13 protein-coding genes are annotated in these 13,558 nt (G+C 54.0%); 5 read left to right on the forward strand and 8 right to left on the reverse strand.

The genetic code is table 11. From position 1 onward, the window contains the following. Positions 1-2 precede the first annotated feature (2 nt). Positions 3-764 (forward strand): molybdopterin-synthase adenylyltransferase MoeB, encoded by a 762-nt coding sequence (gene moeB, locus GW579_RS06545; protein ID WP_152324244.1) that lies wholly within the window; start codon positions 3-5, stop codon positions 762-764. 75 nt (positions 765-839) lie between these two features. Here moeB and GW579_RS06550 read toward each other — a convergent pair whose 3' ends face one another. Both GW579_RS06550 and GW579_RS06555 read right to left on the reverse strand, forming a co-directional pair. Beyond that, positions 840-2,435 (reverse strand): ABC-F family ATPase, encoded by a 1,596-nt coding sequence (locus tag GW579_RS06550; RefSeq protein WP_152324245.1) that lies wholly within the window; start codon positions 2,433-2,435, stop codon positions 840-842. Between the two features lie 188 nt (positions 2,436-2,623). Continuing rightward, positions 2,624-3,511, reverse strand: a complete 888-nt coding sequence (locus tag GW579_RS06555) for a nucleoside-specific channel-forming protein Tsx (RefSeq protein WP_152324246.1) — start codon at positions 3,509-3,511, stop codon at positions 2,624-2,626. Positions 3,512-3,862: 351 nt separating this feature from the next. Between GW579_RS06555 and parS the strand changes: the two genes are divergently transcribed. Together parS and GW579_RS06565 are read left to right on the forward strand one after the other, a co-directional pair. Then, entirely contained in the window at positions 3,863-4,324 is a 462-nt protein-coding gene (gene parS / locus GW579_RS06560; protein WP_152324247.1) for a type II RES/Xre toxin-antitoxin system antitoxin, read from the forward strand. Next, positions 4,321-4,779: an RES family NAD+ phosphorylase gene (locus tag GW579_RS06565; RefSeq protein WP_152324248.1), complete on the forward strand. Its 459-nt coding sequence runs from the start codon at positions 4,321-4,323 to the stop codon at positions 4,777-4,779. The genes parS and GW579_RS06565 overlap by 4 nt, the downstream gene beginning before the upstream one ends. Positions 4,780-4,816: 37 nt before the next feature. On the opposite strand, the gene GW579_RS06570 is transcribed toward GW579_RS06565, so the two are convergent. Both GW579_RS06570 and GW579_RS06575 read right to left on the reverse strand, forming a co-directional pair. After that, positions 4,817-5,269, reverse strand: a complete 453-nt coding sequence (locus GW579_RS06570; RefSeq protein WP_101075994.1) for a DMT family transporter — start codon at positions 5,267-5,269, stop codon at positions 4,817-4,819. A 3-nt stretch (positions 5,270-5,272) separates the two neighbouring features. Beyond that, positions 5,273-5,707, reverse strand: a complete 435-nt coding sequence (locus GW579_RS06575; protein ID WP_165058746.1) for a DMT family transporter — start codon at positions 5,705-5,707, stop codon at positions 5,273-5,275. Between the two features lie 116 nt (positions 5,708-5,823). On the opposite strand from GW579_RS06575, the gene GW579_RS06580 reads away from it, so the two are divergent. Further along, entirely contained in the window at positions 5,824-6,753 is a 930-nt protein-coding gene (locus tag GW579_RS06580; protein ID WP_165058147.1) for a LysR family transcriptional regulator, read from the forward strand. Between the two features lie 110 nt (positions 6,754-6,863). Here the strand turns inward: GW579_RS06580 and GW579_RS06585 are convergent, their stop codons facing one another. From GW579_RS06585 to betI, 4 genes are all read right to left on the reverse strand, one after another. Then, positions 6,864-7,319, reverse strand: a complete 456-nt coding sequence (locus tag GW579_RS06585) for a GNAT family N-acetyltransferase (protein WP_165058149.1) — start codon at positions 7,317-7,319, stop codon at positions 6,864-6,866. 89 nt (positions 7,320-7,408) lie between these two features. Then, positions 7,409-9,094 carry a choline dehydrogenase gene (gene betA, locus GW579_RS06590; RefSeq protein ID WP_165058151.1) on the reverse strand — a complete coding sequence of 562 codons (1,686 nt, stop codon included), beginning with the start codon at positions 9,092-9,094 and terminating at the stop codon, positions 7,409-7,411. Positions 9,095-9,118: 24 nt separating this feature from the next. Beyond that, positions 9,119-10,588, reverse strand: a complete 1,470-nt coding sequence (gene betB, locus GW579_RS06595; protein ID WP_165058153.1) for a betaine-aldehyde dehydrogenase — start codon at positions 10,586-10,588, stop codon at positions 9,119-9,121. A 44-nt stretch (positions 10,589-10,632) separates the two neighbouring features. Then, positions 10,633-11,214, reverse strand: coding sequence for a transcriptional regulator BetI (betI, locus tag GW579_RS06600; protein ID WP_152324253.1), 582 nt, complete (start codon positions 11,212-11,214; stop codon positions 10,633-10,635). Between the two features lie 236 nt (positions 11,215-11,450). Between betI and GW579_RS06605 the strand changes: the two genes are divergently transcribed. After that, positions 11,451-13,505, forward strand: a complete 2,055-nt coding sequence (locus GW579_RS06605) for a choline transporter (RefSeq protein WP_152324254.1) — start codon at positions 11,451-11,453, stop codon at positions 13,503-13,505. Positions 13,506-13,558: the final 53 nt, after the last annotated feature.

Below are 13,558 nucleotides of genomic sequence, written 5' to 3' on the forward strand. Positions count from 1 at the left end.
TCATGGCGACGCTGCCGGAACTGACGGATGCTGAAACCCTGCGTTATAACCGCCAGATCGTGCTGAAAGGGTTTGATTTTGATGCCCAGGAAAAGCTGAAAGCCAGCCACGCGCTGATTGTTGGTCTGGGTGGTCTGGGCTGTGCGGCGGCGCAATATCTGGCAGCCGCCGGAACAGGCACGCTGACCTTGCTGGATTTCGATACGGTTTCGCTCTCAAACCTGCAACGTCAGACGCTGCACACCGATGCCAGAATCGGCATGTCGAAAGTGGGATCCGCCGCGCTGGCGCTGGCGGCAATTAACCCGCACATTCAGCTGAATCAGGTTGATGCTCAGGCGGATGACGAAATGCTGCACGAACTGATTGCCGCCTGCGACGTGGTGGTCGATTGCACTGACAACGTCACGACGCGAAATCAGCTCAATCAGCAATGTTTTACGCAGAAAAAACCGCTGGTCTCGGGTGCTGCCATCCGCATGGAAGGCCAGCTCAGCGTGTTTACATGGCAGCCCGGCGAGCCGTGCTATCGCTGCCTCAGCCGTCTGTTTGGTGAAAACGCGCTGACGTGCGTCGAAGCCGGCGTCATGTCACCGCTGGTCGGCACCATCGGCAGTTTGCAGGCCATGGAAACCATCAAGCTGCTGACGCACTTCGGCGAAACGCCACGCGGAAAACTGCTGATGTACGACGCCATGACGCTGCAATTTCGCCAGATGAACCTGATGAAAGATCCGGGTTGCGAGGTATGCGGGGATTGCTGATTCTCAGAGTCTGTCGCTGAAATTCAGGTAAAAAAAAGTCCGCAAATTTGCGGACTTTTTTATCAGAATCAACGATTACGTATTAATACCCTGACTACGTAAGTAGTCTTCGTAATTACCGGAGAAATCAATCACACGGGTCGGTGTCATTTCCAGAATACGCGTCGCCAGCGAGCTGACGAATTCACGGTCATGAGAAACGAAGATCAGCGTGCCTTCGTACATTTCCAGCGCCATGTTCAATGACTCGATAGATTCCATATCCAGGTGGTTGGTTGGTTCATCCATGATCAGGATGTTCGGACGCTGCATCATCAGTTTCCCGAATAACATACGACCTTTCTCACCACCGGAAAGCACTTTCACTTTCTTCTTGATGTCGTCCTGACCAAACAGCAGACGCCCGAGAACACCGCGCACAGCCTGCTCGTCGTCTTTCTCGGATTTCCACTGACTCATCCAGTCGAAAACGTTCAGGGTATCGTCAAATTCGTATTCGTGATCCTGCGCGTAGTAACCGATTTTTGAGTTTTCAGACCATTTAACTGAACCGCTTTCCGGCTCATGCTCACCCACCAGCGTTTTCAGCAGGGTGGATTTACCGATACCGTTGGCGCCCAGAATCGCGACTTTCTCGCCGACTTCCAGCATCAGTCCCAGGTTTTTAAACAGCGGACCGTTGTCGAAACCTTTAGTGATTTTTTCCACTTCCAGCGCATTACGGAACAATTTCTTGTCCTGCTCAAAACGCATGTATGGGTTCTGGCGGCTGGACGCTTTGATTTCGTCGAGCTGAATTTTATCAATCTGACGGGCACGGGAAGTAGCCTGTTTAGATTTGGAGGCGTTGGCGCTGAAGCGGCTGACGAACGATTGCAGCTCGGCTATTTGCGCTTTTTTCTTGGCGTTATTGGCACTCAGAAGTTCACGAGCCTGCGTTGCCGCCGTCATGTATTCGTCGTAGTTGCCCGGATAAACGCGCAGCTCGCCGTAGTCCAGATCCGCCATGTGCGTACAGACCATGTTCAGGAAGTGACGGTCATGCGAAATGATGATCATGGTGCTGTTACGCTCGTTCAGCACCTGTTCCAGCCAGCGAATTGTATCGATGTCCAGGTTGTTCGTCGGTTCATCGAGCAGCAGAATTTCCGGGTCAGAGAACAGCGCCTGAGCCAGCAATACGCGCAGTTTAAAGCCCGGTGCGATTTCGCTCATCGGGCCGTAATGTTGCTCAACGGGAATACCAACGCCCAGCAGCAGTTCACCGGCGCGGGATTCGGCGCTGTAGCCGTCCATTTCGCCGTAAGCGACTTCCAGATCAGCCACTTTGTAGCCGTCTTCTTCGCTCATTTCTGCCATTGCATAAATGCGGTCGCGCTCTTCCTTCACTTCCCACAATTCGGTGTGGCCCATGATCACGGTGTCCAGCACGCTGAACTGTTCGAATGCAAACTGATCCTGGCGCAGTTTACCCAGACGCTCGTTCGGGTCGAGGACCACGTTGCCGCCTGATGGCACTAAATCGCCACCGAGGATTTTCATGAAAGTGGATTTACCACAACCGTTCGCGCCAATCAGGCCATAGCGGTTACCGCCGCCAAATTTGACGTTAATGTTTTCAAATAACGGCTTGCTGCCGAATTGCATGGTGATGTTGTAAGTACTTAGCACAACGCTCGCTCTTCATTGGGAAATGTGATTTGGCGCGCATTATGCCACAACGGCGCGATGGGATCGCCTGTAGTTGTGTTCATTTTTCACTCAATAGCTAAAAAAGTGTGTTATGCGCAGGATTATCAGAGGGTCAGAAATGCAAAAAACCCGGCATCAGCCGGGTTTTTTTGGGTTAACCACTGAAATCAGAAGTTGTAACCGATCACGCCGTAGTAACCCCAGCCGGTAGATTTCACGTCGAAATTACCGTTACCGAAGTTCAGCTCAGCGCCGTCGGCCCACTGGCCGCCGTTGTGGAAATAACGCGCCACGAACGAGTAATGCCAGTGTGTGTAGTTCAGCGAGAGGATGTGGCTGGACGCAATAGAGTTATTAGAACGCGCTTTGTTGCCGTTCAGGTCACGGAAATCGTCATCGCCCAGTGTTGAGCCCCAGTCAAAGTTGGTGAACCCGATGTAGCTCAGGTTACCGCCCCACAGCTGCGTCAGAGGAACGAAGTATTTCACTTTGAAACGGTAGCCGTCCCAGCTGTTTTCGTTCGCTGCACCGTAGTTTTCCCACTGGTATTTTGCATACACGTTCAGAGACAGGCTCATCGGCAGATGGGTATCAATGTCGGTACCCAGACCCATATACCAGGTGTTCTGACGGTTATCGCTGTCCGGGCCCATATCGTAGATATAGTTGTTCGCGAAGTACCATTCTTTGAACGGACCAAAGCTCAGGTCAGTGCCGGTCAGCTTATCGATAGAGAAACGTGGTTCGATTTCCATAAACAGCGGAGAACCGTTCTTATCCCAGATACCGGTATCGTTGCCGTTACCCGCACCGAAGGTTTTAGGAATATCGATATAGCCGTAGAAATCAAACCAGTCTTTGTGCGCAAACGCTTCATATTCAAGATAAACATCGTTACGCAGAGTAGGCCCGAAGCGGGTGTCGGCGCTGCCAACAACGTTAACACTCTGGTGCCACCAGTCAGAAACAAATTCGCCCTTGCTATCATCAGCGAGCACGGTCGCGCTGTAGGACAAAGCCATCAAAGCGCCTGCTGCAATAATTTTATTTTTCATATTTTTACCAGAAGCGGGGGTGGGACAACGCCTTGCCACTTTCAGACGTTGCATAAATAGAACCCTAAAACTGTGATCCGCAACCGATTGCTGCACATAGTGCAATAAACATGCAATTTCCAGTCACTTCCTACAAGAGTTAACTTTTCTTAGCTAATAAATAGATTTGGTCAAGGTTTGTCAATTTCTGTTTCATCCTGATACATGCTCAACGTGACATTGATCACACTTATGTTTCATGACGATTTCATCCGCATGTCATCCGGGCAAAACAAAGGGTGTACACAAATTCACCGCACCGTTAATTGTCATGCTATAGTTATGACAATTAACGGTGCGGAGACCGACATCATGACTTCAAAAATTACCGGGCTGTCTTCCAGACAAATGAAAGAGCCTGTAACGCCGCTGTGGGAATCTGCGGGGCTTCCCGCAGGCAGCGGAATCAGTTTGTTAAATGCCATACAGAAAGGTTTTCCGGTTGATAGCATCAACCGCCTGAACACAGAGCTGGGGTGGCCGAAAATGGTTTTGCTGGAAATAATGGGAATTAACGAGCGCAATTATGCGCGGCGTAAAGCCGGAAACGGATTACTGAAAAGCGATGAAAGCGAGCGCGTGGCGCGGCTGGTGCGCACCATCGATGCGGCGACGGATCTGTTTGAAGGCGACCGCATCGCGGCGCTGGACTGGATAACCCGCCCTGCTCCGGCGCTGGCAGGTTCAAGGCCGCTGGAGTTGTTGTCTTCAGAAGCGGGTGCGGTGGAAGTGAACCGGCTGATTGGCCGTCTTCAGCACGGGGTATTCAGTTGAAGCTGTTTCGCATTATTCAGACCCAACATTTAGCCACCGCATGGACGGGTGCCGGAGCCCAGATTTACGGTGGCCGCTGGAACCCGCCCGGCAGGCCGGTCGTGTATGTGACTACCAGCATCTCGCTGGCGATCCTCGAGATGCTGGTGCATTTGCAAAACAGCATGCTGATGCGCTCATACACACTGCTCAGTATTGAGGTGTCCGATGCGCTGCTCGATACGCTCGAGGTCGATGAGCTGGCAGCGGACTGGCGCAGCCCTTCCCCGCCGGACAGCACGCAGCGTCAGGGCGAAGCGTGGCTGGCAGAAGGTGAACATGTCGGGCTGAGGGTTCCGTCGGTGATTGTCCCGACGGAATATAATGTGCTGCTCAACCCGCAGCATCCGGATTTCGCGCAGTTGCTGGATTCCGTAGAACGCGAGCCCATGATGTTTGACCCGCGTCTGCAATAATTTTCCCGCCCTATGGCATGAAGCAAACAGCCCTCACTTATGCTGCTTTCCGGTTGCTCCGGTAAATCAGCGCCAGCGCGATAATCAGACAAGGGATCGCCGCAAGACGGTGCCATGACAGCGCGATTTGCGGATTATCCAGCCAGCCGAAATTGTCGATGAGCATTCCCATCGCCAGTTGCCCTAAAATCACGGCGACTGTAGCGACCGCCGTCCCTACCCGCGGCACGGCTGTCACCATCACAATGATGTAAGGCACACCAAATAACGCGCCCATCAGCTGCCATTTGGGTACGGTGAGCAGCGTTGCCTGCTGCGGTGTTTGCAAAAACAGAATCAGCACTGCCGTGATGGCCGCGCCGACGCTGAACGTCAGAAATGCGCTTTTCAGTACGCCAACCTTTTCGCCCAGTTGCCCGTTTACCGCCGCCTGCATACTCAGCGCCGCACCGGCCACGATAGCCAGGACAATCATAATCATTTCAGTCATTGGTTAACCCCAGGCAATCAGAACAAGTGCAGCAACAATAAACACCAGCGCCAGCAGGCGTTCACTGCCCACTTTTTTATGCGGCGTACCAAACCAGCCGAAATGGTCAATCAGAACACTTTTCGCTACCTGCCCGGACAAAATTGCAATCATCGTCATCCCGATACCAATCACTGGCGTCGCAATAGTCAGCACCACGACATACACCGGCCCCAGCACACCGCCGAGCAGTTGCCAGCCGGGTTGATCAGTATAAGAAGGCGCATTCCGCGGGCTGAAAAACAGTACCAGTAAACCGGTCAGCACCGCGCCGACGCCAAAAATGCTGAGCGTCGCCCACAAGTGCCCGACTTCTGTTCCCAGCGGACCGATAAGCCCCGCCTCCAGTGAAAGCCCCATCCCCGCCAGAACGACCAGCGGAATTAACATCAGATTCATCATTGCCCTGCTCTCATTATTTTTACTGCCGGTACTTAAGAAGCGGCGACTATAGCGTGACAACGCTATGCGAAAAACAGCACAATCAGGAAAATACCTTTGCAGGAATCGCACAGATGAAAAGCTTCAATCAGATCAACATTCAGTCTTTGCGCCTGTTTGTGGCGGTACTCGATCAGGGGAATTTCTCCGAAGTGGCGCGGCGCGAAGCGATGTCCCCTTCAACGGTTTCGCGCGTTATTGCTCAACTGGAGCAGGCATTACAAACGCAATTGCTGTACCGCAACACGCGGGCGGTCAGCCCGACTGAATCCGGAAAGTTACTGGCGGAGCATGCGCGTCAGGTGCTGACACAGCTGGATCTCGCCGAACAGGATTTGCAGGAACAAAGCAGTGAACCGGGCGGACTGGTACGAATTAATGCACCGGTGGTTTTTGGTCAGCGTCATGTTGCGCCCTGGCTACCGGAACTGAGTACGCGTTTTCCCCGGCTGAATATTGAACTGATGCAGACGGATGATTTTATCGATCCGTTGCAGGACAGCGTCGATCTGCTGATCCGGATTGGCGTCATGGCCGATTCCACCCTTCAGGCACGAACGCTCGGCCACCAGAACTTCCGTCTCGCCGCCAGCCCGGCGTATCTTGCCCGCGCAGGCAAACCGGCCACGCCGGACGATCTTTCTAATCACAGTTGCCTGGTTTTTAAAGGGTTTGCAGGTTCCCAGCGCTGGTACTTCCGCCAGCCGGAAAAGGAATGGCGCTCCTGGAATCTGCGCGGCGTTCTGACCAGCAATAATGCAGAAACCCTGACGCAGGCAGCCATCGGCGGAATGGGGTTAGTGGTTTTTCCAACCTGGCTGATTGGCGATGCATTGCGCGCCGGAACGCTGGTGAGCGTGTTGCCTGAGTACCAGGTTTCCACGTCGCCGGAACCACAGACTATCTCGGCGTTGTATCCAAATGCCCGCAAGGCTTCAGTTAAGGTGCGGGTGGTGATTGATTATCTGGTGGAGAAATTCGGGAGCCCGGCATACTGGGAGTGAGTCAGTTGCACTGAGGGCTCTTTCGATTAGTCCGGGAAAATTTCGGATTCCCGGTTCAAAACCTTGGGTGGCAGCCCAAGGTTTTGACGTTGACGCTAAAGGCTAACCCTTTACCTCAACTCCATCCCGACATGCGCAATCCCGTCTTCATCATAAATCTCCGTATACGCCACAAATCCCAGCCTGCCGTAAAACTGTTGTAAGTGCGCCTGCGCGGAAATCGCAATCCGCTCGCCCGGCCAATGTTTCTGGCAGGCGGCCAGCGCCTGTTCCATCAGCTGATACCCCAGTTTCAGGCCGCGGGCGGAAGGCGCGACGATCACACGTCCGATGGCGACCTCATCTTCATGACGCAAAATACGCGCGTACGCCGCCGGTTTCCCGTCCAGCCAGGCGACAATATGACGATTTTCTCCGCTCAGATCCTGCCCGTCGATATCCTGATACACGCAGTTTTGCTCGACCACAAAGACTTCGTTGCGCAGTGCCAGAATGGCGTAAATCTGCGCCGTGTTCAGTTCGCTGTGATGATAATCCTGCCAGTGAAGTGATGATTTTTCAGTCATGAATAAGTGCCCTGCCTGCGTCTGTAAGCCAAAAAAAAGAGATATTCCTGAGAATATCTCTTTTTAACATACGTTTTACAGCCAATTTGTCAGGCAGATTTTTTCAGCGGTGATGTGCGAACCGGCGCATCGCCTGCGGTGTAGTAATCCGCCGTGCTGCGCGGTAACGGCTGGCGACCACGGATTTTATCGGCAATCTTTTCGGCGATCATAATTGTTGTCGCGTTCAGGTTACCGGTTATGATCTGCGGCATGATGGAGGCATCCACCACGCGCAGGCTTTGCAAGCCGTGAACGCGCCCTTCTCCGTCCACTACCGCCATTTCGTCGGTGCCCATTTTGCACGAACAGGACGGGTGGAAAGCCGTTTCCGCGTGTTCGCGGATAAAGGCATCCAGCTCTTCATCCGTTTGCACGTTTTCACCCGGACTGATTTCGCGGCCACGATAAGGATCCAGCGCCGGCTGATTCATAATTTCACGCGTGATACGAATGGCATCGCGGAATTCCTGCCAGTCCTGCTCGCTCGCCATGTAGTTGAACAGTATGCTCGGATGCTGATGCGGATCTTTCGATTTCACCTGCACGCGTCCGCGGCTTGGCGAACGCATCGAGCCTACGTGCGCCTGGAAACCGTGCTCTTTCACCGCGTTACTGCCGTTGTAATTAATCGCCACCGGCAGGAAGTGATACTGAATATTTGGCCACGCAAATTCTTCACGGCTGCGGATAAAACCGCCCGCTTCGAACTGATTGCTCGCGCCGACGCCGGTGCCTTTGAACAGCCATTCCGCGCCGATCGCGGGCTGATTGTGCATCTGCAACGCCGGATACAACGAAACCGGCTGGGTACAGCTGTATTGCAGGTACATTTCCAGATGATCCTGCAAATTCTCGCCAACGCCCGGCAAATTATGAACCACAGGAATATCCAGCTTATTGAGCAATTCGGCCGGGCCAACGCCCGAACGTTGCAGAATTTGCGGAGAGGCAATCGCGCCGCTGCACAACAACACTTCCCGCTTCGCCTTGGCCTTTACCGCTTTATCGCCGTCACCTTTGAAATAGCTGACGCCCACGGCGCGCTTGCCCTCAAAGAGGATTTTGTCGGTCATGGCGTGCGTAACGATGGTCAGATTCGCGCGCGGTTTTGCCTGATCCAGATAACCGCGAGCGGTACTGGCGCGGCGACCTTTCGGCGTAACGGTCCGGTCCATCGGGCCAAAACCTTCCTGCTGATACCCGTTCAGATCGTCAGTGCGCGGATAACCGGCCTGAACGCCCGCTTCAATCATCGCGTGGAACAGCGGATTATTGCCTTTTTTAGGCGTCGTGACGCTCACCGGGCCATCGCCACCGTGGAAATCATTCGGGCCGATATCGCGGGTTTCTGCCTTGCGGAAATACGGCAGGCAGTCCAGATAAGTCCAGTCTTCCAGACCCGGCGCTTTCGCCCAGTTATCGAAATCCATCGCGTTACCGCGGATGTAACACATGCCATTGATCAGCGACGAACCGCCCAGACCTTTACCTCGTCCGCATTCCATACGGCGGTTATTCATATGCGGTTCCGGATCCGTCTCATACGCCCAGTTGTAACGGCGTCCCTGCAACGGGAAAGCCAGCGCGGCAGGCATCTGCGTGCGGAAATCCAGACGATAATCCGGGCCACCGGCTTCGAGCAGCAGCACATTGATGGCACTGTCTTCAGTCAGTCGGGTGGCGAGTACGTTGCCGGCAGAACCGGCACCAATAATGATGTAATCGTAATCCATTAAAATCTCCTCTGATGCGGCGGATTAAAAGACTGAGCTGAATTCGCCCAGTTCGACCTGCACGGATTTGATTTGGGTGTAATGCTCGAGTGTGCTGACGCCGTTTTCGCGGCCAACACCGGAATGTTTATAGCCGCCGACCGGCATTTCAGCCGCTGATTCGCCCCAGGTGTTGACCCAGCAAATCCCGGCTTCGAGTTTGTGAATAACGCGATGTGCCCGGTTGAGATCCTGCGTGACCAGCCCGGCCGCCAGACCGTATTCGGTATCGTTGGCGCGGCGGATCACTTCCTCTTCACTTTCATAGGTCAGAATGCTCATCACCGGTCCGAAGATTTCTTCGCGAACGATCAGCATGTCATCGCGGCAGTCGGTAAACACGGTCGGTGCCACATAAGCGCCTTTTGCGTATTCGCCGGTGGTGACGCGCTCGCCGCCGGTCAGCAATGTTGCGCCTTCACGCTTGCCGCTTTCAATGTAACGCAGCACAGATTCCATGTGCGCGAAGCTGACCAGCGGACCGAAGTTGACGTTTTCGTCAGTCGGATCGCCCAGACGGATACGCTTCACACGTTCCAGCACTTTGGCTTCAAACGCTTTATGGAGTGCTTTGGGAATAAACACGCGAGTGCCGTTGGTGCATACCTGACCGGAACTGTAGAAGTTCGCCATCATGGCGATGTCCGCGGCTTTATCGAGATCCGCGTCTTCAAAGACGATCAGCGGTGATTTGCCGCCGAGTTCCATGGTGACTTCTTTCAAGGTGGATGCTGACGCGCTGGCCATCACTTTCTTACCGGTTTTGATGCCGCCGGTGAACGAGACTTTAGCGATATCCGGATGATCGGTTAACGCCTGCCCGACACTGGCCGCGCCGGTCACCACACTGAACACGCCGTCCGGCACGCCCGCTTCGGTGTAGATTTCAGCCAGTTTCAGGGCGGTGAGCGAGGTGTTTTCGCTTGGTTTAAAGATCATCGCATTACCGGCTGCCAGCGCAGGTGCGGATTTCCACAGGGCAATCTGAATCGGGTAGTTCCATGCGCCGATACCGGCCACTACGCCCAGCGGTTCGCGGCGGGTGTAAACGAAAGAAGAATCGCGCAGCGGTATTTGCTGGCCTTCAATGGCTGGGATAAGACCGGCGTAATATTCCAGCACGTCTACGCCGGTGACAATATCGACTGCCAGCGTTTCCGACAGCGGTTTGCCGGTATCCGCGGTTTCAATTGCCGCCAGTTCGTCGTTGCGCTCACGCAGAATATCTACGGCGCGGCGCAAAATGCGTGCACGGCTCATCGCCGTCATCGCCGCCCAGACTTTCTGGCCTTTCTGCGCGGATTTTACCGCCAGATCCACATCAGCGTGCGTGGCGGATTGCAGCGTGGCAATCACCTCGCCATTGGCCGGATTGACTGCGTCGAAGGTTTCATCACCGGTGCTGTCCTGAAAACGCCCGTTGATATAAAGTTTTTGCGTGCCGTAGCGGGACATAAATCTCTCCTCGGTCTGTGCGGTCTGAAGGTTTTCTGCTGCGCTCAGGTGAGCTGCGACTCAATGTGGCGGCGGGTAATTTGCATCGCCTCGGCGCGGTTAAATTCCTTACCGCTCAGCGCACCGCGCAGCCACAGGCCGTCAATCAGTGCAGCGGTACTTTGCGCCGCGAGCCGCGCTTCACCTTTGGGCAGAAAACGCCTGAATTCAGAACATAAATTTGAATAGAGCCGGCGGCTGTTGACCTGTTGCAGCCGGTACAACTGCGGGTGATGCATGCTGCTCGCCCAGAAGGCCAGCCAGGTTTTCATCGCCGCGCTGTTGGTCTGGCTGTCGTCAAAATTGGCTTCTGCAATTGCATGCAGTCGCGCTGTCGGTGCGGTATCCGTCAGCTGCGCTAACCGCAACTGCACCCCTTCCCCCAGATGACTGAGCAGATAGCGCATAGTCGCTTCCAGCAGCCCATTCTTGTCACGAAAATAATGACTGATGATGCCGTTGGAGACGCCTGCGCGGCGCGCAATTTGCGAAATCGAGGCATCGTGCATCCCGACTTCGTTCACTGCGGCCAGCGTTGCCTCAATCAATTGCTGCCGTCTGATGGGCTGCATTCCTACTTTGGGCATGGATCCGGCTCCTGAAAATGAGCGGGTTGAGACGCGCTTAAAAAACCGTTTTTTTACGCTTTCGTCCAACCTTGTTAACGCTCTGACGTCACCTATTTAACTTTTTTTTGATTGAACGTTCAATTAAAAATGCATATATTTTATTACCAATACGTTAGTATTTTGTATGATTATTGAGATGAATTTAGCGCCAATTTATTGAAAAACAGTGAATAATTAACAAGACAGGGGAACAGATGGCGATTGCCGATACGACAGAAAAACAGAGCGAAAAACCTCGCGACCAGCTCAACAAGGTCGTGTTTTTCACCTCAGCAGGTTTGATTTTAGCCTTCACATTAATGACCATTTTCTTCACTGATTTATCGGGAAAATGGATCAGCCTGACCCTCAACTGGGTGTCCGCCACTTTCGGCTGGTATTACATGCTGGCGGCAACGCTGTACATCGTGTTTGTAGTGTTCATAGCCTGTTCGCGCTTCGGCTCGATCAAACTCGGCCCTGAACAATCCAAACCCGAATTCAGCATGATGAGCTGGGCTGCAATGCTGTTTGCCGCGGGCATTGGTATCGACCTGATGTTCTTCTCGGTCGCAGAGCCGGTCACGCAATACATGCTGCCTCCGGAAGGCAACGGCCAGACGCTCGAAGCCGCACGGCAGGCGATGACCTGGACGCTGTTCCACTACGGGCTGACCGGCTGGGCGATGTATGCGCTGATGGGCATCGCACTGGGCTATTTCAGTTACCGTTATAACCTGCCGCTGACCATCCGTTCGGCGCTGTACCCGATTTTCGGTAAGCGCATTAATGGCCCGATCGGCCACAGCGTAGATATCGCAGCAGTGGTCGGTACTATCTTTGGTATCGCGACCACGCTGGGTATCGGTGTGGTGCAGCTCAATTACGGGCTGAAAGTGCTGTTCCATATTCCGGAAAACCTGACTGTTCAGGCGGCGCTGATCCTGCTGTCGGTGATCATGGCAACCGTCTCGGTGACGTCCGGTGTGAATAAAGGCATCCGTATTCTGTCGGAACTCAATGTGCTGCTGGCGCTGGGGCTGATTCTGTTCCTGCTGTTCTTTGGTAACACCGAATTCCTGCTCAACGCGCTGGTGCTCAATATCGGCGACTACATCAACCGCTTTATGGGCATGACGCTCAATACCTTTGCCTTTGATCGCCCGACTGAATGGATGAACAGCTGGACCCTGTTCTTCTGGGCCTGGTGGGTAGCGTGGTCGCCATTTGTCGGCCTGTTCCTGGCCCGTATTTCCCGTGGCCGCACGATCCGCCAGTTTGTGCTGGGTACGCTGATCATCCCGTTCGTCTTCACCCTGCTGTGGCTGTCGATTTTCGGTAACAGCGCGCTGTATCAAATCCTGCACGGCAATCTGGATTTCGCGAACGAAGTGATCGCGCACCCTGAACGCGGCGTTTACAGCCTGCTGGCGCAGTATCCGGGCTTTACGCTCAGTGCGTCTGTCGCGACCATCACCGGTTTACTGTTTTACGTCACCTCGGCAGATTCCGGTTCGCTGGTGCTGGGGAATTTCACCTCGAAGCTCGCGGACATTAACAACGATGCGCCGAACTGGCTGCGGATTTTCTGGTCAGTTACCATCGGCGTGCTGACGCTCGGCATGCTGATGACCGACGGCGTTTCTGCGCTGCAAAACACCACGGTAATCATGGGGCTGCCGTTCAGTTTTGTGATTTTCTTCATCATGGCCGGGCTGTATAAATCCCTGCGTCTGGAAGATTACCGCCGCGCCAGCACCCAGCAAACGCTGGCACCGCTGCCGGCGACGAGCGATGCTGCGCTAAACTGGAAGCAGCGGCTTTCACGGGTCATGAATTATCCTGGCACGCGCCATACGCAAAAAATGATGGATACCGTGTGCCGTCCGGCGATGCAGGAAGTGGCGCAGGAACTGGAATTGCGCGGTGCAAAAGTCACGTTCAACGAACATGAGCCGCAGGAAGATGAAAAAATCGGGCCACTGGAATTACAGGTGGCACTGGGCGAAGAGCAGAACTTTGTGTATCAGATCTGGCCGGTGCGTTATGCCGTTCCTGCTTTTACCTACCGCGCCCGCGCCGGGAAATCGCATTATTACCGGCTGGAAACCTTCCTGCTCGAAGGCACGCAAGGCAATGACCTGATGGACTTCACCAAACATCAGGTGATCAATGACATTCTGGACCAGTACGAACGTCATCTTAACTTCCTGCACATCAACCGCGAAGCGCCGGGGAATACCCTGACCTTCCCGGAACAACCGGTTTAACACTGATTAACAAAAACCCGCGTAATGCGGGTTTTTTAATGTCCGGAAACGTG

It is taken from the genome of Rahnella contaminans (assembly GCF_011065485.1).
Classification (GTDB): Bacteria; Pseudomonadota; Gammaproteobacteria; order Enterobacterales; family Enterobacteriaceae; genus Rahnella; species Rahnella contaminans.

Excerpts from the sequence above, each read along its gene's own strand:
- moeB (WP_152324244.1), top strand. The coding sequence starts at position 3 with ATGGCGACGCTGCCGGAACTGACGGATGCTGAAACCCTGCGTTATAAC.
- GW579_RS06555 (WP_152324246.1), bottom strand. The coding sequence starts at position 3,511 with ATGAAAAATAAAATTATTGCAGCAGGCGCTTTGATGGCTTTGTCCTAC.
- parS (WP_152324247.1), top strand. The coding sequence starts at position 3,863 with ATGACTTCAAAAATTACCGGGCTGTCTTCCAGACAAATGAAAGAGCCT.
- GW579_RS06570 (WP_101075994.1), bottom strand. The coding sequence starts at position 5,269 with ATGACTGAAATGATTATGATTGTCCTGGCTATCGTGGCCGGTGCGGCG.
- GW579_RS06575 (WP_165058746.1), bottom strand. The coding sequence starts at position 5,707 with ATGAATCTGATGTTAATTCCGCTGGTCGTTCTGGCGGGGATGGGGCTT.
- GW579_RS06580 (WP_165058147.1), top strand. The coding sequence starts at position 5,824 with ATGAAAAGCTTCAATCAGATCAACATTCAGTCTTTGCGCCTGTTTGTG.
- GW579_RS06585 (WP_165058149.1), bottom strand. The coding sequence starts at position 7,319 with ATGACTGAAAAATCATCACTTCACTGGCAGGATTATCATCACAGCGAA.
- betA (WP_165058151.1), bottom strand. The coding sequence starts at position 9,094 with ATGGATTACGATTACATCATTATTGGTGCCGGTTCTGCCGGCAACGTA.
- betB (WP_165058153.1), bottom strand. The coding sequence starts at position 10,588 with ATGTCCCGCTACGGCACGCAAAAACTTTATATCAACGGGCGTTTTCAG.
- betI (WP_152324253.1), bottom strand. The coding sequence starts at position 11,214 with ATGCCCAAAGTAGGAATGCAGCCCATCAGACGGCAGCAATTGATTGAG.
- GW579_RS06605 (WP_152324254.1), top strand. The coding sequence starts at position 11,451 with ATGGCGATTGCCGATACGACAGAAAAACAGAGCGAAAAACCTCGCGAC.